General features: G+C 68.6%; 20 protein-coding genes and 3 pseudogenes. 15 read left to right on the plus strand and 8 right to left on the minus strand.

The annotated features are described in order from the left end of the window. Positions 1 to 215: 215 nt before the first annotated feature. The 6 genes and pseudogenes from OG295_RS36755 to OG295_RS36780 form a co-directional block, all read left to right on the plus strand. Positions 216 to 1,013 (plus strand): annotated as a pseudogene (locus OG295_RS36755) (tyrosine-type recombinase/integrase); the annotation flags it as partial. A gap of 88 nt (positions 1,014 to 1,101) precedes the next feature. Continuing rightward, complete coding sequence (locus OG295_RS36760; RefSeq protein WP_371681420.1) at positions 1,102 to 1,905, plus strand: S26 family signal peptidase; 804 nt, start codon at positions 1,102 to 1,104, stop codon at positions 1,903 to 1,905. A 13-nt stretch (positions 1,906 to 1,918) separates the two neighbouring features. Further along, positions 1,919 to 2,965, plus strand: coding sequence for a hypothetical protein (locus OG295_RS36765; RefSeq protein WP_371680997.1), 1,047 nt, complete (start codon positions 1,919 to 1,921; stop codon positions 2,963 to 2,965). Positions 2,966 to 3,321: 356 nt separating this feature from the next. Beyond that, entirely contained in the window at positions 3,322 to 4,050 is a 729-nt protein-coding gene (locus tag OG295_RS36770) for an SMI1/KNR4 family protein (protein ID WP_371680998.1), read from the plus strand. Between the two features lie 115 nt (positions 4,051 to 4,165). Beyond that, the gene (locus tag OG295_RS36775) at positions 4,166 to 4,390 is read left to right on the plus strand and encodes a hypothetical protein (RefSeq protein ID WP_371680999.1); all 225 of its coding nucleotides are present in this window, start codon (positions 4,166 to 4,168) and stop codon (positions 4,388 to 4,390) included. A 35-nt stretch (positions 4,391 to 4,425) separates the two neighbouring features. After that, positions 4,426 to 5,445: pseudogene (locus tag OG295_RS36780) on the plus strand (IS256 family transposase); the annotation flags it as partial. Positions 5,446 to 5,725: 280 nt separating this feature from the next. On the opposite strand, the gene OG295_RS36785 reads toward OG295_RS36780, so the two are convergent. Together OG295_RS36785 and OG295_RS36790 are read right to left on the minus strand one after the other, a co-directional pair. Next, positions 5,726 to 6,409, minus strand: coding sequence for a response regulator (locus tag OG295_RS36785; RefSeq protein WP_371681000.1), 684 nt, complete (start codon positions 6,407 to 6,409; stop codon positions 5,726 to 5,728). Beyond that, positions 6,406 to 7,620 (minus strand): sensor histidine kinase, encoded by a 1,215-nt coding sequence (locus OG295_RS36790; RefSeq protein ID WP_371681001.1) that lies wholly within the window; start codon positions 7,618 to 7,620, stop codon positions 6,406 to 6,408. The genes OG295_RS36785 and OG295_RS36790 overlap by 4 nt, the downstream gene beginning before the upstream one ends. Positions 7,621 to 7,762: 142 nt before the next feature. On the opposite strand from OG295_RS36790, the gene OG295_RS36795 reads away from it, so the two are divergent. From OG295_RS36795 to OG295_RS36810, 4 genes are all read left to right on the plus strand, one after another. Continuing rightward, positions 7,763 to 8,965 carry an alpha/beta hydrolase family protein gene (locus OG295_RS36795; RefSeq protein ID WP_371681002.1) on the plus strand — a complete coding sequence of 401 codons (1,203 nt, stop codon included), beginning with the start codon at positions 7,763 to 7,765 and terminating at the stop codon, positions 8,963 to 8,965. 286 nt (positions 8,966 to 9,251) lie between these two features. Further along, positions 9,252 to 9,812, plus strand: a complete 561-nt coding sequence (locus OG295_RS36800; RefSeq protein ID WP_371681003.1) for a hypothetical protein — start codon at positions 9,252 to 9,254, stop codon at positions 9,810 to 9,812. An 85-nt stretch (positions 9,813 to 9,897) separates the two neighbouring features. Next, positions 9,898 to 10,869, plus strand: a complete 972-nt coding sequence (locus tag OG295_RS36805; RefSeq protein ID WP_371681004.1) for a DDE-type integrase/transposase/recombinase — start codon at positions 9,898 to 9,900, stop codon at positions 10,867 to 10,869. A 150-nt stretch (positions 10,870 to 11,019) separates the two neighbouring features. Next, positions 11,020 to 11,766 (plus strand): ExeA family protein, encoded by a 747-nt coding sequence (locus OG295_RS36810; RefSeq protein ID WP_371681005.1) that lies wholly within the window; start codon positions 11,020 to 11,022, stop codon positions 11,764 to 11,766. A 20-nt stretch (positions 11,767 to 11,786) separates the two neighbouring features. On the opposite strand, the gene OG295_RS36815 is transcribed toward OG295_RS36810, so the two are convergent. Both OG295_RS36815 and OG295_RS36820 read right to left on the minus strand, forming a co-directional pair. After that, positions 11,787 to 12,218: a Ku protein gene (locus OG295_RS36815; RefSeq protein ID WP_371681006.1), complete on the minus strand. Its 432-nt coding sequence runs from the start codon at positions 12,216 to 12,218 to the stop codon at positions 11,787 to 11,789. 40 nt (positions 12,219 to 12,258) lie between these two features. After that, positions 12,259 to 12,447, minus strand: a pseudogene (locus tag OG295_RS36820) (hypothetical protein); the annotation flags it as partial. Between the two features lie 522 nt (positions 12,448 to 12,969). Between OG295_RS36820 and OG295_RS36825 the strand changes: the two are divergent. Next, positions 12,970 to 13,209, plus strand: a complete 240-nt coding sequence (locus OG295_RS36825; protein WP_371681008.1) for a hypothetical protein — start codon at positions 12,970 to 12,972, stop codon at positions 13,207 to 13,209. On the opposite strand, the gene OG295_RS36830 is transcribed toward OG295_RS36825, so the two are convergent. The 4 genes from OG295_RS36830 to OG295_RS36845 form a co-directional block, all read right to left on the minus strand. Continuing rightward, positions 13,170 to 14,159, minus strand: a complete 990-nt coding sequence (locus OG295_RS36830; RefSeq protein WP_371681009.1) for an IS481 family transposase — start codon at positions 14,157 to 14,159, stop codon at positions 13,170 to 13,172. The genes OG295_RS36825 and OG295_RS36830 overlap by 40 nt on opposite strands. A gap of 200 nt (positions 14,160 to 14,359) precedes the next feature. Further along, on the minus strand, positions 14,360 to 15,274 hold the full coding sequence (locus tag OG295_RS36835; protein WP_371681010.1) for a hypothetical protein: 915 nt from the start codon (positions 15,272 to 15,274) through the stop codon (positions 14,360 to 14,362). A gap of 216 nt (positions 15,275 to 15,490) precedes the next feature. Continuing rightward, positions 15,491 to 15,955 carry a hypothetical protein gene (locus OG295_RS36840; protein ID WP_371681011.1) on the minus strand — a complete coding sequence of 155 codons (465 nt, stop codon included), beginning with the start codon at positions 15,953 to 15,955 and terminating at the stop codon, positions 15,491 to 15,493. Between the two features lies 1 nt (position 15,956). Next, a complete protein-coding gene (locus OG295_RS36845; protein WP_371681012.1) occupies positions 15,957 to 16,385 on the minus strand; it encodes a matrixin family metalloprotease in 429 nt (142 codons plus the stop codon). A gap of 465 nt (positions 16,386 to 16,850) precedes the next feature. On the opposite strand from OG295_RS36845, the gene OG295_RS36850 reads away from it, so the two are divergent. The 4 genes from OG295_RS36850 to OG295_RS36865 all read left to right on the plus strand — a co-directional run bounded on the left by OG295_RS36850 (position 16,851) and on the right by OG295_RS36865 (position 19,634). Next, entirely contained in the window at positions 16,851 to 17,156 is a 306-nt protein-coding gene (locus OG295_RS36850) for a DUF6247 family protein (RefSeq protein ID WP_371681013.1), read from the plus strand. After that, a complete protein-coding gene (locus tag OG295_RS36855; RefSeq protein WP_371681014.1) occupies positions 17,153 to 17,407 on the plus strand; it encodes a hypothetical protein in 255 nt (84 codons plus the stop codon). Before OG295_RS36850 ends, OG295_RS36855 begins: the two co-directional genes overlap by 4 nt. Positions 17,408 to 17,569: 162 nt before the next feature. Further along, positions 17,570 to 18,463: a hypothetical protein gene (locus OG295_RS36860; protein ID WP_371681015.1), complete on the plus strand. Its 894-nt coding sequence runs from the start codon at positions 17,570 to 17,572 to the stop codon at positions 18,461 to 18,463. A gap of 439 nt (positions 18,464 to 18,902) precedes the next feature. Next, positions 18,903 to 19,634: a hypothetical protein gene (locus OG295_RS36865; protein ID WP_371681016.1), complete on the plus strand. Its 732-nt coding sequence runs from the start codon at positions 18,903 to 18,905 to the stop codon at positions 19,632 to 19,634. The last annotated feature ends 198 nt before the right edge of the window (positions 19,635 to 19,832 follow it).

Below are 19,832 nucleotides of genomic sequence, written 5' to 3' on the forward strand. Positions count from 1 at the left end.
AGTGGAGGGCGGAGATTCGATATTGGCAGCACGACAAGTCGAAGGTCCGCATGGACGTCGCGGCCGTGCTGCTGACGGTTCGCGGCCTCTACATGGACCTTCACACCTGGGCCGTTGCCGAACCCGAACGCTGGGCGCGATGGGTGGCTCCCTGCCCGATCCTGCCGCGGGATCTCAAGGGCTTCGGCAAGCGCCGACGCGAGATCTACCAACGGATGGCAGACCGCACCCGGGTCCGCCAGCCGCTCCTGCCCGTGCTCGTCGAGCACGTCGAGTCCCGGCACGAGCACCTGAGCAGTCTCATCGAAGCCGCCCGCCTCGTCCCGCTTGGCACGGCGTTCGTCCACCGCGGCCGTCACTACACCCGCAGCGACTCCCCGGAAGACCGCCGTCGGATCAGAACCGAGACGGGGCCGACGATCCGGATCGTCGACCAGGAAACGGGCAAGACGATCCACCTGGACCAGGTCGAAGAGCTGGCCTTCTGGGAGTGGGCCGCGGTCGAGATCCTCCGGCACAGCGGGATCCGAATCGAGGAGCTGACCGAGCTCACGCACCTCAGCATCCGCCAGTATCAGCGGCCCAACGGAGAGGTCATCGCCCTGCTGGTGATCGCTCCGTCCAAGGGCGAACGGGAACGTGTCATCCCGATGTCTCCCGATCTCTTCCACGCCATCGCTCAGGTCGTCCGCCGCCAGACTCGGAACCGGCGGGCCATCCCGCTCGTCAGCCGCTACGACCCGCAGGAACGACTCTGGTCGGATCCCATGCCCTTCTTGTTCCAGCGCCAGCGGGGAACAGCCCACGACGTTCTTGCATCACGCACCATCGCGGGCATGCTGAGGCGGAGCTGCTACGAGATCGCCCAGACTAATCCCGTGTTTGCCGACACGAAGTTCACCCCGCACGACTTCCGCAGGCTCTTCGCCACCGACATCGTCAACGGCGGCCTGCCCATCCACGTCGGCGCCGCCCTGTTGGGACACCTGAACCTGCAGACCACCCAGGGCTACGTCGCGGTCTTCGCCGAGGACATCGTCCAGCACTACCAGGAGTTCCTGAACCACCGACGAAGCCAGCGCCCAGAGGGCGAATACTTCGATGTCACGCCGCAGGAGTGTGCGGAGTTCGAGGAGCACTTCGACAAGCGCAAGGTCGAACTCGGGAACTGCGGCCGGCCCTACGGATCCTCCTGCCAGCACGAACACGCCTGCATCCGATGCCCCATGCTGCAGGTCAACCCGAAGATGCTGCCCAGGCTCGCGGAGATCGAAAGAGACCTGGTCCTGCGCCGCAGCGTACGAGCCCGGCGCCTCCCGCCTCGCGCTGGGCGGCCGGCCCCTGGACGAGCCGTACGTGAAGGACGGCGACCCGACGGCCGGTTCTGCCGGGCCGTTCTCGGTCACGGTCCCGCAGGGGCGCGTCTTCCTGCTCGGCGACAACCGCGGCAACTCCGCCGACTCCCGCTACCGCATGCGGATGACGCCGGGAGGCACCGTGCCGGTCACCCAGGTGCTCGGGGTGGCCCTCCCCGAGAAGGAGACCCTGCGCACCGGCGTCCTCTACGGCTCACTGATCATCGCGGGTGTCCTGGCCCTGCTGGCGTCCGCTGTCCTAGGCCTCCTCTGGCTGGCGGCCCGCCGGCGGCGGTCGGCCGTGCAGGGGGCCGGTCTGGGGAGCCATGGCGGTGGAACCCGCCGGTCCGCCGCGCCCGTGAGCGGTCCAGGGCGCCGTGTAACCGTCATGGGCAGCATGAGGCTGGCGTGGATCTCCTGGCCGGAGACGGCGGTGTTCGGGACGGGGGACCTGGGAGGGGTAGCGGATTTCGTCGGGCCACCGCAGCGCGTGCAGCGCAATCACGTCGCCCTGACGGGGATTGACACACCCATTGTCAGCGGCCGCTGACAGCATCACCGCTATGAACGCCACATATACCACCCCGCCGCGGCCGTTCGACGTCACCCCGCTCTTCCCCCAACTGGCCCCGCTGGCCCGGACGGCGACCCGGCTGCACCCACGGCCGGGATCGCCGACCGTGCACGACAGCTCCGCCGGCGGTCCGCTCCTGTGGCCCGCCGACGAGCCGTGGCCCCACTGCGACGAGCCGCACGACAGCCGGGCGTCGCAAGTGCCCCGCTCCCCGGACGACGTCCGCATCCTCCGCCGCGATCTCGCCGCAGCGACCGAGCGGCTGCACCTCGACCCCGGGGCGCCCGAGGCCACCCCCGAGGAGCGGGCGAACTGGGAGCGGCTCAAGGAGGGCCGCCCGTGGTTCGACGGCCCGACGCCCCTACTGCCCGTCGCCCAGCTCTACGCCCGCGACATCCCCTTCCCCTGCCCGCCCGACGCGGACCTGCTCCAAGTCATGTGGTGCCCCTTCGACCACGAGATGGCACACCCCAAGACCGCCCTGTTCTGGCGGTCCTCCGCCACCGTCACCGACGTCCTCGACGCACCGCCCGAGCCGCCGATCGTCCAGGACGGCTGGTACCTCCCGGAGCCGTGCCTGTTCTCACCGGAGCAGGTCACCGACTACCCCCACCCCAGCGAGCTGAGCAATGAGCTTCGAGACCAGTTGGACGACGCGAGCCGTTGGGCGACGATCGACCCCGCGCAGTACAACGCGTACGCGGACGATCCGGGCGAGCTCTACCTGAACAACCTCTGCACCGCCCCGGGCTGGAAGACCGGCGGCTGGACCCGCTGGAGCCCCACCGACCCCGTCGACCGCGCCTGCCCGGAGTGCGGCACAGAGGAGGTCCCGCTCCTCACCATTGCCTCCTCGGAATGGGACGGCGGCAGCGCGACCTGGATCGCCGAGGAGGACCGGCCGACCCCGGGCCCGCCGCCCCTGGGCGCCCGGGACGGCAACTTCACCTTGATCGACATCGCCGGTGGCAACAATCTGCAGCTCCACGTCTGCCCGTCTTCTCCGTACCACCCCCACTGCGAACTGCTCCAGTGAGCTCGTGCGAAGTCCTCCGCGCCGACGCCCACGCCACAATCGGCACCGCGATCGACTCTCCGGTCAGCAGCCTTGGCCAACTACCAGGTGATCCAAACGACGGGTCCCAGGGGCGGACGGGGCCCGGCGTATCCGTGGCTCTGGATCTCCTTCCAGAGGGTCCAGGCGTTCGTGCAGCCCTCGGCCCACCGCTCGTGCAAGTACGGCTTGAAGTCGTCGAGCTTCGTTGCGGTTCTGCCACTGGCCTTGGAAGAGGAATTCCGGAGAAGTTGAGCCAGAACCTGAGTCCGGAGAACGCTTCGTCGGTGTGTCGGGGTGTTGAGGGGCTCGATGAACGGGACGGATACCGTCCTGGCATGACACAAAAGTTCGAATTTGCTGCGTCTCTTGCCGAAGGCATCGAAGGCCGTAGAGGTGCATGGAGCTTCATCCAGGGCTTCGCTGCCCACTGGGCTGATGCCCTGGAGAGCGGTGACGGGTGGGCGGAGGCCGATCTGGTCGCTGCTGAGGAGAGGCTGGGTGTCTGGCTGCCGGCAGCGTTGCGTGAGGCATATCTGTTGTTCGGGCGCCGCCGGGACCTCATCAGCAACCACGATGTGCTGCTCGGCCCGGCCGAGCTGTATGTGGATGACGCCAATGAGGCACTGGTCTTGCGTCATGAGAACCAGGGAGCCGCATCATGGGGCATCCTCCTCGACAGCCTCCAGGACGAAGATCCTGCGGTGTTCATGCGACCTGACCTCGCCGACAAGAGCACCGAGCGCTGGGAGAAGTGGCTGGAGCGTCTTTCGCTTTGCTTCGTCGAGATCGTGCTGTCTGAGTCTCTGCAGGCCGATGAAGAGCTTTGCGATTTCCTCGACCCAGACGACACCAGCATCGGGCTGCTGGAGGAGATCGCCGTCCGGCTGCCTTTCCCCGTCTATCCCATCGGTGAGGAGGAGTACGCAAGTCGCTGGTTCCTGGGCCAGGACGTCCTTCTCCGTGACGACGACGGCGCTGCCGTTCTGGCCCGCGGTCGGACGTCAGAAGACCTCGACCGCGTTCGTGACCTGATCCCGGGTGACTGGCTCAACGACTGTCGCTGACCACGTCCCGGGCCTCATCCGGCCGAAGCGTCGGCGCCGGAGTCAGAGGCCATCTCGATTGGCTGCCGACGGCTCGCCGTTGGTGGAGGCATCTCGACCGTTGTTGAATGCGGTGATGAGTGACTTCTGGACGCCAGCCCATCACGCGGTCGAGCACGAGGATGCGGAAGCCCTGGCCCGCTTGCTCGCCAGCGGTTCCGATCCCGATGAGGTCTTCAGCGATATGACGCTGCTGACGCACGCGATCGATACGAGCAATGCTCAAGACCTGTGGATCGGTTTCGGGGTGGCACGCGGAGGGCGTACCTTCCCGAATGGTCCTTTGATGGTCACCGAGTAGGCCCGCGTTGCAGCGCGGGTCGGGAAGGCACGCCCGTGCTCAGCGTAGTGAATGCCGACGGTTCGACGGAGTCCGGCTCCCTGATCGAAGAGATCGTCCGTGAGGGTGCCCGCCGGATGCTGGCCGCCGCACTGGAGGCGTAAGCCAACCAGTGCATAGCCGAGTTGGCGGCCGAGACGGACGAGCGGGGGCACCGCCTGGTAGTCCGCAACGGCTACCACCGGTCCCGGACCCCGGCCCGGTCGAGGTCACCGCGCCGCGGGTGAACGACCGCCGCGTGGACGAGTCCACCGGCGAGCGCAAGCGGTTCTCCTCGAAGATCCTGGCGCCGTGGTGCCGCAGGTCGCCCAAGGCCAGTGAGGTGCTGCCGCTGCTCTACCTGCACGGCCTGTCGTCGGGGGACTTCGTACCCGCGCTTGAGCGGTTCCTCGGCTCAGCCGCCGGGCTGTCGCCGGCCACGGTTACCCGACTGACCAAGCAGTGGGGCGACGACCACGCCGTCTTCCAGGCCCGGGACCTGTCCGACCGGGACTTCGTCTACGTGTGGGCCGACGGGGGTGCACCCCAAGATCCGGTTGGGGCAGGCGCACTCTTGCGTCCTGGTCCTGCTCGGGGTTCGGCTGGACGGCACGAAGGAGCTGATCGCGCTCGCGGAGGGGCTGCGGGATTCCACGGACTCGTGGGCGGACCTGCTGCGGGACTGCCGCCGCCGGGGCATGCGCGACCCCGAACTGGTTGTCGGCGACGGGGCGATGGGGCTGTGGCGGGCCTTGGCCGAGGCGTTCCCTGCGGCCCGCCATCAGAGGTGTTGGGTTCACAAATCCCGCAATGTCACAAATGCCCTGCCGAAGTCCGCGCAGCCGGGCGCGTTGAAGGCGATGCAGGAGATCTACAACGCCGAGGACCGCGCCCACGCCGAGCATGCGGTCGAGGCGTTCGCGAAGACCTACGGCGCGAAGTGGCCCAAGGCCGTCGCGAAGATCACCGCAGACGCCGATGAGCTGCTGGCGTTCTACGACTTCCCGGCCGAGCACTGGATCCATCTGCGGACCACGACCGCGCGGCGCGTTTCTCAGGTCGGTTCGTTGAGACAGCGCGCGAACACGCCAGTGAAACAGCGATGAAGCACGTACAAGGCGCTGACCTTGCTGAAGGTTCTTGCTCGGTCCGATCCTCCTCGACCCCGGAAGCGGGCTACCACGCTCTCGACACCCGCACCGGTCCGTGACTTCCTGAACAACCTCGGCCCGAATCCCGCCGCGGCCAGGTGGGTGAGCTCGCGCATCTGGCGAACGCGGCGAACTCGTGGTCGGCGATCGTTCTTCTCACCCTGCCCTACCGTCTACCCGGCGTGAGTCCGTTCTCGTAGGCGATGATCGCCAGGTGGACGCGGTCCCGGGCTTCGAGCTTGGCGAACAGACGTGCGACATGGGTCTTCGCCGTCGCCGCGCTGATCACCAACCGCTCGGCTATCTCGGCATTCGACAGTCCCTGTCCGACCAGTGCCAGCACCTCGCGCTCCCGGTCGGTGATCTCTGCGATGAGACGTGAGTCCTGGGCGGGCGCGGTGTCCGGTTCGGGGGCCGCGGAGCCGGACGTTCCGGCGAAGTCGGCGATCAGCCGTCGGGTGACGCTCGGCGCGATCAACGCGTCGCCGGCCGCCACCACGCGGATCGCTTCCAGGATCGCGTCCAGGGCCATGCTCTTGAGCAGGAATCCGCTGGCCCCGGCGCGCAGTGCGCCGTAGACGTACTCGTCGTCGTCGAAGGTCGTCAGCACCAAGACCTTGGGCGGGGCCGGCTCGGCGGTCGCCTGCCGGGTCGCCTCGATCCCGTCCATGCCCGGCATCCGGATGTCCATCACCACGACGTCCGGCCGTAGTTCACGCACGAGGCGCACCGCCTCGCGGCCGTCGCCGGCCTCGCCGACCACCTCCAGGTCGGCGGTGTCGCCGATCAGGATCGCGAGCCCGAGCAGCATCAGGGGTTGGTCGTCGGCCAGCAGCACCCGCACGCTCATGCCGGGAGCCTCGCCGTCACCCGGAATCCGCCCTCCGGACGCCGGCCCGCGCTGAACTGGCCGGACAGCAACGTCACCCGCTCGCGCATGCCGAGCAGGCCGAAGCCGCTCCCGCCGGCCGCCGCCGAGGGCCTCGGACGGCCGGGCGTGCCGGGACCGTCGTCCCCGTCGTCCACCACCTCGATCCTCACTCCTGTCGGCTCGTAACCGACCGCGACCCGGCACGTCCGCGCCCCGGAATGCCGCACCACGTTCGTCACCGACTCCTGGACGATCCGGAACGCCGACAGCTCGATCTCCGGCGGCAGCGGACGCTGCTCGCCCTGCCAGGTCACGTGGACCCGCACCCCGGCGTCGGCCGTGCGTTCGGCGAGCCGCGGGATATCGGCCAGGCTGCCGGCCGGCGCCAGCGGAGCGGCCCCCGGCATGGCGTCGTCCGGCTCGGCGCGGCGGAGCGCCCCGAGCATGCGCTGCAGCTCCAGCAGCGTCTCCCGGCCGGTGGTCTCGATGCCGGTCAGCGCCTGCCGCGTCTGCTCGGGCTTGGTGTCCACGACCCGCGCCGCCGCTCCCGACAGCACCGTGATGATCCCGATGCTGTGCGCGACGCTGTCGTGCAGTTCGCGGGCGATCCGCAGCCGCTCGGCCATGACGGCGCGGGCCGCCCTCTGCTCATGCAAGGCTCCGAGGTATTCACGGCGTTTGCGATACACCCCCCCGAAGACCCACGCGACCGCGAACCACAACGCAAACTGCCCGGCCCACTGGGCCGCGTCGCCGATGTTCTCCCCGGGGTAGACGTTGATGTTCTCGACGAACGCGGCCACGACGGCCGCGACGGAGCCGACGGCGGCAGCCTTCGGCCGCCGGACGGCGAGGTACCCGCCCAAGACGACGAGCAGGACGAACACGATCCAGGGCCGCACGCCGAAGATGTCGCCGAGGACCGATTCGCCCAGGATCGCCGCGAAGACCGCCGCCGGCAGACGGCGCATCAGCAGAACCGGAAGGGCGAGCACGACGCACAGACCCATCATCTGGATCTGGAAGGGCCCGAGGCCGGGAAACCGGAACAGGCCTTCGTGGTGCGGAACCTGAGCGATCGACCAGCAGAGCATCACCGCGTAGAAGCAGGCGGTGGCCAGCACCACGGCCTGGTCCGTCAGCCAGGTCATGCGCTCCGATGTCGAGAGACGCTGGAGAAGCTCTTCCATACGGAGATCGTATTCAGCGGCGTCGGCTCCGCGCGTCGTCCCGGGGATGTACGCGGGGTACACCCCCGGGCCGACGGCCTGGGGAACGGTGACATCCACCGGCCGACGCGACGGAGGAGCTGCGGAACCTAGCGTCGATCCCATGAAACGCAATCGCCGTATCAGCGCTGTCGCGGTGCTGGCGCTCGCCGCCCTCGTCACCGGAACCGGCGCCGGGTTCGCCGCCACGACCACACCGTCGGCCACACCGGTGGCCACGCACGCGTTCGACACCGCACCGGCCACGGCCACCGCGCCCACACGGTCCTTCCAAGGCACGCTCCCCGCGCCGACCGGCTCCTACGCCGCCGGCGAGGACGTCATCCACCTCACCGACGCGAGCCGTCCCGACCCGTGGGTGCCGTCATCCGGCCCCCGCCAACTGACCGTCACGATGGTCTACCCGGCCGTCCCCGAGACCGGGACTCCGGCCCCTTACATGACCCTCGCCGAGGCAGCCGGACACATCCAGCACGGGAAGATACCGGCGAGCTCCGGCATCACCCCGCAGAACCTTTCCAGCGTCACCACTCACACCTTCGACCGCGCGCGGCCGCAGAGGGGCAAGTATCCGCTGGTGGTCCTCTCACCCGGGTTCGGGGACCCGCGCATGGTGCTCACCTCGCTCGCGACCGACCTGGCCAGTCACGGCTATGTCGTCGCGCTCGTCGGCCACACCCACGAGGACAGCGGCGAGACGCTGGCGAACGGCCAGACGCCGCCGTGCGCGATCTGCGATGACCCGAACCTCGACATGGACACGGTCACCGCCAGCCGCGCGCTGGACGTGTCCTTCGTGATCGACCAGTTGACGCATGGCAATACCGCGTGGCGCCTGGCACACCTCATCGACAAGCACGAGATCGGCATGGCCGGACACTCCATCGGCGGAGCGGCGGCCGCCACCACGATGATCGCCGACCCGCGAGTACTGGCCGGAGTGAACATGGACGGCACCTTCCACCCGGCCCCGATGCCCGGCCAGATCAACCGGCCGTTCCTCATGCTGGGTGCGGCCGCCTACCACTCGGCCGGCGGTGGCGACAACTGGGGGCAGGCCTGGGCCGCCCTCGGCGGCTACAAGAAGTGGCTGGCGGTCACCGGCGCCAACCATCCCAGCTTCACCGACGTGGACCTGCTCGAGGAGGAGGCCGGGTTCCCGACGCCGCCCCTCGACCCCGAACGTGGAATCGTGATCACGCGTGAGTACGTGACGGCGTTCTTCGACCAGACGCTGAAGGGGATCCACAGTTCGCTGCTGGACGGCCCCTCGCCGAACAATCCGGAAGTACGCTTCCAGTACTAGTGCAGCGCCGCGTTGATCCTTCGGGGGTTCAAGCGGCTTTGAGTGGGCTGCCGTCGTAGGTCCAGCGGTAGGGCTTGGCGTCGTGTTCGTCCTAGGCCAAGACGAAGGTGTCGATGGCCGCGGCCAGTTCGTCGCGGGAGGCGAACTGGCCGCGGCGTAGTAGACGTCGGGTCAGGGTGGAGAAGAACAGCTCGTCGGGTAGCCCCAGCGCGCCTCGGACCTGGTGGCGTGAGTCCTCGGGTCGTATGCGATGCTCCGGGCGTCACCACGACAGCGAGGAGTGAACATGCTGGTCACGCTGACTGGAGGTGCCGGGGCGGGAAAGACCACACTGGCTACCGCACTGGCGGCTACGACGCCCCGGGGGCCAGCGCGGGTACTCCACGGTGACGACTACTACTTCCTCACTCCTGAGCAGGGGGTTTGGGAGCCGGATGAATCCGGGGTGCCGCGGTTGGACGTCGGCGATCCCCGGTCGCTGGATTTCACGCGTCTCGCGCACGACACCGACGCCGCGTTGGCCAGCTCGCCCGTTGTCATCGTGGACGGCCTCTTCGCCCGTCATGTCACCCCGCGAACAGCGAACGTGCGGTTCGACAGCTTCGTCGACCTGCCTGCCGACCGGCGCCTGGCCCGGAAGATCCAGCGCAAGTGCCTGCGGGACGGCTTCCCCCTCGACGTCCTCCCGCGCAACTACCTCAACCACCGGCGTGCCGCGCATGAACGGCATGTCGGACCCCTGCGTGGCGGCTGCGACCTGGTCGTCAGCGGCGACCGCCCGGTCGACGACCTTGATCAGCAGGTCTGGACGGCGATCGCAGCCAATGAGCCGATCCACAAGTCTTGACTATTGCTCGTTTCCCGCCCTGGTTCCCGCCTAGCGGCAGGTCACCCCGCGGACGCCGGTCGAGGTCCTGGACCTGGCGGCCGCGTTGAAGAAGGAGAATCCCGCCCGCACGGCCGCGCAGATCCAGCGGATCCTGCGGACCACACAGGGCTGGTCGCCGACCGACCGGACCCTGCAGCGGCACTTCGCTGACGCCGGCCTGACCGGCGCTGGCGGCGAGAAGAGCGTGTTCGGCCGGTTCGAGGCAACCCGCGGCAACGAGCTGTGGACCGGGGACGCGCTCCACGGGCCGAAGATCGGCGGCCGGAAGACTTACTTGTTCGCGTTCATCGACGATCACAGCCGGGCGATCGTGGGTCACCGGTTCGGGTTCGCCGGGGACACCGTCCGCCTGGCCGCGGCCCTGCGGCCCGCGCTGTCTTCCCGCGGGGTCCCGGAGTCGATCTACGTCGACAACGGGTTGGCGTTCGTGGACTCGTGGCTCTTGCGGGCCTGCGCGTCCCTGGCCATCCGGCTCACCCACTCCAAGCCCGGCCGGCCGCAGGGCCGGGGCAAGATCGAACGGTTCTTCCGCACCGTCCGTGACCAGTTCCTGGTCGAGCTCGGTGACGAACGTGCCGGCCGGATTGAGCACCTCACCGAGATGAACAGGCTTTTCACCGCGTGGGTGGAGACGGTCTATCAGCGCACGGTGCACTCGGAGACGGGGCAGCCTCCGATCGAACGGTGGCTGGGTTCGATTCCCCGGCCGCCGCCGCTGCCGCTGCCCAGCCCCGCTGATCTTCGGGAGGCGTTTCTGTGGTCAGAGTTCCGGACCGTGACGAAGACCGCGACGGTCAACCTGCACGGCAACAGCTACGAGGTCGACCCGATGCTGGCCGGAACGAAGGTCGAGCTGGTCTTCGACCCGTTCGACCTGACCGAGATCGAGGTGAGGGCCTCGGGGAAGACGGCGGGCAAGGCACTCCCGCACCGGGTGGGCCGTCACACCCATCCCAAGGTGAGCCCGGAGACACCGCCGGAGCCGGGGCCCCGCCGACTGGAATCGACTACCTGAAGATCCTCGACGACACGCACCCGGCGAACACCGCCAAGGGCATCAACTACTCGTCCTTGATGGACGACGGGCGGGGACCGCGATGACCGACCGCGTTCAGGGGTACTTCGGGTTCACCCGTGTCCCTTCGGCCGCAACCTGGCCCCGTCCATGCTCCACCAGCACCACTCCCACCGGGAAGCCGCCGCCCGCATCGCGTGGTGCATCAACTACTGGGCGATCGGCGTGGTCACCGGCGAAGTCGGATCCGGCAAGACCGTCGCCCTCAAGGGCGCCGTCGCCTCCCTGGACCCGGCCCGGTTCACGGTCATCTACCAGCCCAACCCCGAGGTCGGCATGCGCGGCCTCTACGACCGCATCGTCACCAGCCTGGGTGGCACCCCCAAGTTCCACCTGTCCGCTCTCGCCACCCAGGCATCCGCCGCCCTGGCCGCCGAGGTCGACGAACGGGGCAGGACGCCGGCCGTCGTGATCGACGAGTCACACCTCCTCGACCACCAGGAGCTGGACGCGATCCGCATGCTCACCAACTACGACATGGACTCCACCACGCCGTTCGCGGTGTTGCTGATCGGCCAGCCCACCCTGCGCAAACGTATGAAGCACGGCGTCCTGGCGGCCCGGGACCAGCGGATCTCTACCAGCTATCAGATGCCCACGATGACGAAAGAGGAGACCGCCAGCTACATCAAGCACCACGTCACGATCGCCGGACGTCAGGACCCCCTGTTCTCCGACGACGCCATCGAACTCATCCACCTCACCAGCCGCGGCCTGCCCCGCTCCGTCAACAACATCGCCTGGCAGTCCCTCATCGCCGCCTTCACCGAGGAGAAGGGCATCGTCGACGAGTCCTCCACCCGCACTGCCATCACCGAGACCCACGCGACAGAGTGAGCACGAAGCCGACACCGTGTTCACGACGACCCCGGCGGCCTGACGGCCGCCGGGGTCGTTTCATCCCATCCCATCCCATCGACAACCAGCACGTCGCCTTCATGCTCATCTTCAGCGTCGCTCAACACCCAGCCAGCCTTCGCGCTCGGCCTCGACGATGCGGGCGACGAGGTTGTCGCGGATCTCCTCCAACCAGCCGAGTAGAAGGTGGCGATTCCCGCCTTGCCGGTCTTGGCCAATGCCTGCTCCAGCAGGGCGTAGACCTTCCCGTACTCGGCGCCGCGGGGGGCGAGGTAGTAGGTCTTGTCGAAGAAGATCGGGTCTACCTCTGCCAGGTCGACGAACCCGGCGATGTCCACCGAGCGGGAGCGGCCGGGAGCGATCTCGTACAGCTCTTTCGGCTCGACCAGGACGTACTCGTCGCCAGTTGCCGTAGCCCTTGACGGTGTCATCGAGGTCGACCTCCTTGCCGGTGCGCTCGTTGATCCGCTTGTTGCGGATCCGGTCGGAGGCGCCGCGCTGGAGCTGGTGGAAGTGGGTTGTGCGGCTGTCGGTGGCCGCGTAGAGCCCGACCGGCAGGCTGACCTTCTCTGCCCTATGGAGTCGCCCGACCACCTCGTGAATCCCTGGGTGCTCTGGGCACTGCTTGCTCAAGGTCGCCGGTGGTGGCCTCGGACGCACAGGATCGTGCCTTGTCCTGGGGAATCGGCGGTGGCTGCGGCGGGTGGTACGGCCGTGGTCCAGGCTGCGGGTACGGATGTGTGGACCGGATTCCGGCAGCAGGTGGCGGAGTGGTTCGGCCGTGGGGGGAACGCCCAGCGGGAGAGCGCCGAGCTGGAACGGCTTGGCCAGACCGCGAGCGCGTTGGAGGCCGCGGGGCCGGAGCAGGTAAAGCCATGCTCCGCAGGCCGGCGGCTCGGCCGGACAGGGCGGGATCGCCGCCGGCCGCGACGTGAATGTGAAGGCGGAGCAGGGTTCGATCGCCGCAGCCGTACTTCACGGGGGTGCGAGCATCGGCACCCCTTCCCAGCCGGATCCGGCCCAGGGCTGAACGGACCGGCAACCCAGAGCCCGCCCTCGCCGCCTGCAGGCAGTGATCGACCGGAGGTCGGCACGGTTCACGCCGCCGGCCACAACATGGCGATCGGCATAACCAGCCAGGCCGCGCCTCGCGAGCCAGCGGCCTGGCCGCACCAGGTAGGCGTGATCCCCTCCCGAGCCCTGACATTCCAGAACCTCGCCGAGGCGACCTGGCTGCGGGCTGCTGTCGCCGGCGGCGGCACGGCGGTGCTGGGCCAGGACCTGACCGGCATGGGCGGGGTCGGCAAGACCCAGCTCGCAGCCGCCTACGCCCGTACCGCCTGGCAGCACGGCAGCCTGGATGTGCATCTGCCGGAGCTTGGTTACATCCGGGCCTGGGTCTTCTGCTTGAGGCGTTCGTAGGGTGTCTGGCCGTCGAGAGCGCCGTGTGGGCGGTGGTAGTTGTAGTAGTCCTCCCATTCTCGGAGCTTTTCGTTCAGCACGCCGGTGTCGTCGATGACGACGCCGGCAAGCATGCGGTAGAACTCCTCGGCGTCGATGCGGTGTGAGCGTTCGACCTTGCCGTTGAGGTGCGGGGACGCCGGCTTGATGTAGGTGTGGGCAATGCCCTTGTCGAGCACGTGCCAGTGGAAGGCGGACTGGAACTCTGCTCCGTTGTCCGTCTGGATGACTTCGACGTGGAACGGCAGCCGCTCCAGGACGTAATCGAGGAATTGGACTGCGGTCTTCTGGTCGCACCGCGGGTAGATCCGCAGGACCCGCAACCGGGTGCAGTCGTCGATCGCGGTGAACTGGTAGTACTTGGCCCGGCGGCGGGTCTTGGGGGCTTCGCCTGTGACCGGGGCCGGGGTCTTGCCCGTCGCGGCCGGGGCACCGACGGGCTCGATGAACTTGACGTCGATCTGGACGCGGTTGCCGGGCAGCTGCTTCTCGTAGCGTGTGTGGCGCCGGTCGTGGCGCTTGTAGCGCTGAGAGGCGGGCAGTCGGTTCAGGTCCAGTCGTTTCAGGATGCGGTATACGGCTGAACAGGCGATGTCGATGTCGTGGTATCGCTTGAGGTACATCTTGATCTTCATCGGGCCGAAGTGGTAGTTCTGCCGGAGGTAGACGATCTTGTTCACGATGTCGGCGTCGGTGGCGTTTGGGCTGGTGTGCGGCGCGCTGGAGCGGTCGCGAAGCCCGTCGAGCCCTTCCTCCTGGTAGCGGCGCTGCCACTTGTAGAAGCAGTTTCGGCTGATTCCGTAGTACCGGCAGGTCAGCGAGACGTTCCCGGTGACCTCCTCGGCGTGTCGCAGCACCGCCAGACGTCGCTGGGCCTGGCGGTCCCGCTGCTGTTGCGGCGAAGGGGGCATGGCAAATCTCCGTCACGATCGGAGACCCATGTGTAACCAATGTCCGGCAGTTTTATAACAACACCGCCGGGCAGCTCCTGGCCACCTGGTACCAGGACGAGAGGATCCTCAACCGCGAGGGTTTCTTCGTCGCCCTCGGCTCATAGCAGCAGCCACCCCTCGTCAGGGCCCGTGCGCAGTCGCGCACGGGCCCTGACTGCCTACTGGCGGCCTGTCGGCCAGATGGCAATGTGGATAATTTCGTGGCCGTCGTCGCCGAAGCCCTGCGGCCGGTACGCCATCGCCGTGTCCCGCTCGATGCGCACCTGGTAGGTTCCCGGTTCCCCGAGCACCAGAGGATCGCTGAAGCGCCCCTCAGGGCCGACGACCACCACCGTCCCTTCACCGGACGATCCCTCTACGACCGTGATCACACACTCGCCGCCCGCCTCCAGAGGCGGCTGCGTGGCAGACGGTTCACCGCTCAGCAGCTGCAGACGGGCCAGAGCCGTGTGCTCGGGCCGCGATGACCAGACGCTGAAGCCACCGTCCGCGGTGCCGGGCCGGCTGGGCTCTGGCAGCCCCGGACGCGCTAGGCCCGGCCGGGCGCCATTGAGTACCTCCAGCCGGTGCCCGGCGACCCGTGCGGCGGCGAGCAGGTGGCGCACCGGAAGAGCCATCGCCGCGGTCCGGGACGGCCCTTGAGCAGTGACCCGGGAGCGCCACAGCTGGATCCGGAAGGACACACCAGTCCGGCGCAGGACACGGGCCTGGTAGTTGCCGGGACCGGCCAGGGGGAAGGCCGCACCGTACGGGCCGCCGGCCAGTGTCCGGAGGATGACCGCACCCTCCGGGTAGTCCTGCGACGCCCGTACCTGAAGGTTCGCCTCTCCGGCGTTCTCCTCGCCGTCCGCGGGGGCCGGCGGCTGACCGCCCCAGAGTTCCAGCCGCACCATCGGGGCGAAACCCATCAGGCCATGGTCGGAGAGAACGGCGAAGGAGTGAGCACCCACGGCAAGGGAGTCCAGCTGCGGATGCCCCAGGTTCTCCTCGCCCTCGCATGCGTGGTCCTGGACACGGATATGGGCGTACTGCGGGTCACCCGACTGAGGAAGGCTGCGGATCAGGTGGGTCATGGACGGGGAGTCTCCCATGGACTGCCGCGCGGTAGCGCGAATCAGGCCAGCCGCAGTGATCGCCGCGGGAACCGGAGGCACAAGGCGTCCAACGCGAAGCGGCTACGAAGACGCCAGTGACCGGCAGAGGCCTTGACCCATGGGAGCAGCGCACGCCCGGGCTGCGGCCGCCAACGGCGCAGCACGACGTACCTGCCCCTTCAGCCGACCGGGCCTTCACCTGGTCTGCGCGACGGCTTCCGTCCAAGTCGCGATGGACGCGGCGTCCGCTGGACGGGGCTCGGCGTCGTAGAGCTGGGCGGCGCCATCCTCACGCTGGGAGTTGGCGTTGGTGGCCCACATGTACGTCTCGCCCACCGCGTACCGGGCGGCCTCGCCGTCGACGCTCTGGGTGATGACGAGCTCGCCGACGGCGGTGCCTTTGAGGACCTCGGCGACACGGACGAGATAAGTGTCCGAGGGCAGGCCTTCGACGCTGCGGCGGCCCGTGTCCTTCAGGACGGTGCCGGTGAAGACCGCTGTGGCGTGTCGGGCGACGACGGACGGGCTGTTCGTGTCGTAGGCGTAGAGGACATCGCTGGTGGTGTTGGCATCGCGGTACTCGCTCCAGCCGATCCAGCCGCCGGCACCGAGAGCAAGGGCGACGGCCGCCGACACGGCCACCACGGTCTGCTTCTTCATGTCATCCCCACAACTGGTGGTAGGCCTTGCGGTCGAACTCCCGGACGCCGTCGATGCCGAAGCGGGCCGCCGCACTGTTGTCTGTCCACATGACCGAGGCCGCCGTGTCGGCCTTGTGGCAGAAGCCGAGCGCGTGGCCGAGCTCGTGCGTGGCGACCCGGCGCCGGTGGGCGGTGGTGCCCCGGCTGCCCTTGGCGCCGAGGTAGAAGGCGTTCAGCGTGATCGTGTCGGTGCCAGGCCGGCCCGACCATTGGCCCAGGACGCTCTCCCAGTCCCCGCTCCCGCTGTTGATGTCGTTCCACTCCAGGTCGGCGATCTCCGAGACCGTGTCCGGGTGGAACTTCACCCGTGTGAGTGCCCCGGCGCTCCATTGTCCGACCGCGTAGGTGCGTGCGTCGTCGAACTGGGTCTCGTCCTCCCACGCGATCACACTTGTATCGACCGACGATCTGCCCCTGGAGTCCTGACCGGACGGCACACATGCGGCGGGCGCTGCCGCCAGATCAGCCGGGAGCGGCTGAGGGAGGGCAAGCAGGACTGCGGCGACCGTGGTCGCTGCCAGCCCGGGTAAGGAGATAAGCACCCCGGAAGCATACTGAAGGTGACATGCCCTTAACGCTGTGTGGCAATGGTGATGCTGTCCAGCGGTCGCGTTCCCCAACCGGCAGGCGCGGACGGATCAGTGGAACCACCGCGAGCAACTGGGACAGCAGTCGAAAGCCCGAGCCGAGCGGCTTCCAGAGCGCACCAACGATTGCTGACAGCCTCCTTCCACCACTGGCAGGCATGGCGCTCTGACACCCCCAACTCGGCGGCGGAGAACGACAACACGGGAGCCCCTGTGGACTCTTACCGGACCCGGTACCGTGGTCAGAAGCCACACTTGGAGGAGCCCTTGAGCGCCCAGCCCGAATACGCGCCCGCACCACCCCCGGCCCCCGAGCCCACCGCGGCTGTGGAGCTCCTTGCCCGGGTCCGCAAGGCCCCCCGGGCCGCGCAATGGGTGCCGGCGTTCGAGCATGACTGGGCCCAGGCCCTGGAGGCGTCCCGGCACAGCTACAGCCTCACCCCGCTCCACGAGGTCGTCCGCGTTTGGAAGGCCCGTCTGGCATCCGCCTCGGCCGTCGACGCATTCATCGCCTCCGGGCTGGACGACTCCGACGGCATCGGCCTGGAAGACGTCCTGGGCGCGCGTTCATGAGCGGATGGCCGGCCCGCCTCTCCCCACAGGCTGCCAAGGTGCTAACGGCGCTCCCCGATCATGCGGTGGAGATGGTCCGCGATGTCGTGGACCTTGCCTCCCGCGACCCGTGCTCCTTTACGCCTTTCGACAGCCGTGATCCTGAAGGAGAAGACATCCGGTCTGCCACTGTCGGGCAGCTGTCGGTGGTCTACTTCATCAACCGGCCCAGCGGCCGCCTGTACGTCATCGACATCGTCTGGCTCGGCTGACGCCTGGCTGTCCAGTGGTGCCCGGATGGTGCGGCCGCGCGATCGGCTGCGAGGGTGCACAGTGTTTTGCCGCCGCCCGCACCGATACCGCCCTCACACTCCTCCTGGCAGGGCCGCTGAAAACGGATGGCCGGCAGCCTCCCGCCCGGTCATCCTGACCCAATGGGAGACAGAGCCAACGTCATCGTCGTCCGCGAGAACGGTACACATGAGCTGTACCGAACCGGCTGGGCGGTCGGAATCGACCTCGACTTGCTGGAAGGGCCGACGCCGGTTCTCGCCATGCTTCCCGAACTCCGCCAAGACGGCTGGTGGTTGGACGACACCATGGCGCAGGGCGGGATACTGCTCGACCTCGGCCGGAAGGTGCTCCTGTTCTTCGCCTGGGAGGGGCCTACCACTGAGCTCCGCCACCGCGCGGCCATGTTCGAGCTGATCCGAGCCGCGTGGCCGGGCTGGGAGGTCCGCTGGCTATACGACGGCTCGGCCGAACTGCGTGAGTACGTCGGGCTGGACCCGGAGTACGTTCGCTGCCGCGATTCGGACCCCTCCTTGGCCCCACTGCTGGCCCCCGGCGACGAGGACTTGGCCGGGCCCGACCCAGGCGGTGTGGTGATCACGGTCGGCACCAGCCACTGCCACGTCGCCTCTGACGCCTTCGGCCACCCAGTCCGCGAGGGAGCCACCCTGCTCAACCGTCTGGCGGACGCCCCCGCGCACGGAGGCTGCCATCTGCACGTCAACTCCGTCATCCACCTCGACCCGGAACGCCGCCACCTGGGCTGGTGGTCCCTCTACTCCTCAGCACAGGCTTACCAAGTACCAGAGTTGTGGCCGGGCTGGACGGTGGAGTTCTGGCATGACAACTGGGAACGGCACGTCAGAGCCAGCGACCGCTTCTCTCCGGCGGCGTTCGACGCCGGAGAGGAAGCCAGAGCCGCAGCGCTCGCCGAGGCCGGGGAGCGCCGGGCTATCCGGGCCGGCAGCCGCGCCCAGGTCACCCGTCTAGGGACCGCGCCGACTCGACCCCAGAGGGGAGGACCGCAACCGGCCTGATCATGGACGACTGGCCGACATCACGCATTCAAGCTCAGGAGTGGTCCATCGCGTCCGAAGACAACGGTCCCCGACCACGAAGGACGGGCGGTGTCCGGCACCACCGGGCTCCTTCCACCCGAGTTCGTGGGCTGCTGTCGGCCGTCATGGACACCGGTGTCACCGAGGACGACCTGGCTGCTTCGCCACCGAGGGCGCGCAGCGGGTGCCGGCATGCCGCGCATCGTGATCACAGGGCTGCTGGACGGCTGACAGGTTCTCCACTGCGGTACTGCGTGGGGTGAGCACCGGCACGCGTTCCGTGCGCCACAGGCCCCGCCGTTTTTCGCCGTGCAGCCTGGGACACCCTCAGGGCCCGGAATCCCCGTGGCACCAGGGCAAAGACTGACGCGGTGTGTCGGGAAGGCCGGCAGGGCGGCCGAAGTCCTACGGTGCGCTCATGTCAGACAAGCTCCCGGCCCGCGTACGGTCCGCTGTGCTGGCCCGGCTGCGCACGGGCCAGAGCGTTCAGGCCGTGGCGGAGGAACTGGGGGTGGTCGTCCGTGAGGTGTTGCGCGGCGCCCGGACGGATACGGCGCTGGCCCTCGCGCTGGCCGGTGTGGACCCGGACAGCGCCGAGGCGGTCGGCATCGCCGGCCGCGCGGACTACCTGCGGCTGCTGGCCCTGGGAACCTCCCCCAGTCTGGCGTCCCAGATCCTGTTCGACGGAGCCGGTCAGGCCAGCACCTGGCGCAGCGACCAGCCAGCATTCGCTGCCGCATGCGACGCGGTGGCCGCCGCGACCGTGAAGCGGGCGGAACGCCGCCCGTCCCGCTTCACGCCGGAGCGCCGCGGCCAGTTCCTCGAGTACATGCGTGCCGGGATGGCGACGACGAAGGCCGCGGCGGAGTTCGGCATCACGACCGCGGCCGTCTATCAGCGCCGACGCCGCGACGCCGGCTTTGCCGCGGCCACGGACCGGGCTACCGCCAGCCGCATCACCCCGGAACCCGCCAGCGCCGCTGCCACCGAGGCACAGTGGACGGCGTTCTACGAGCACCTCGCTGTCCACGGTGTGCTCCGGCAGGCGGCTCTCGCCGCGGGGATTCGGCCCGAGGCCGTCTACGACCGGCGCCGATCAGACACCGGCTTCGCGAAGCAGACCGACCGGCTGCGTACGCGACGCTCGTGAGGAGACCTTCGAGACAAGACGACGACCCCAGTCGCATGCAGCCTGGTGTCAGGTCTGGCGAGGCGTGAGCCGATCCGGCATTTCACCTGCAGCCCGGCGGATGCCGTCGCCATGCCCGGCATCGTCGAGGAGCCCATGAGCCACTTGGGTGGACCGTCCCTGCGCGTATGGGCCGGACTTCGGGTCGTCCAGTCCGAC

The organism is Streptomyces sp. NBC_01276 (assembly GCF_041435355.1).
In the GTDB taxonomy this organism is placed as follows: Bacteria; Actinomycetota; Actinomycetes; order Streptomycetales; family Streptomycetaceae; genus Streptomyces.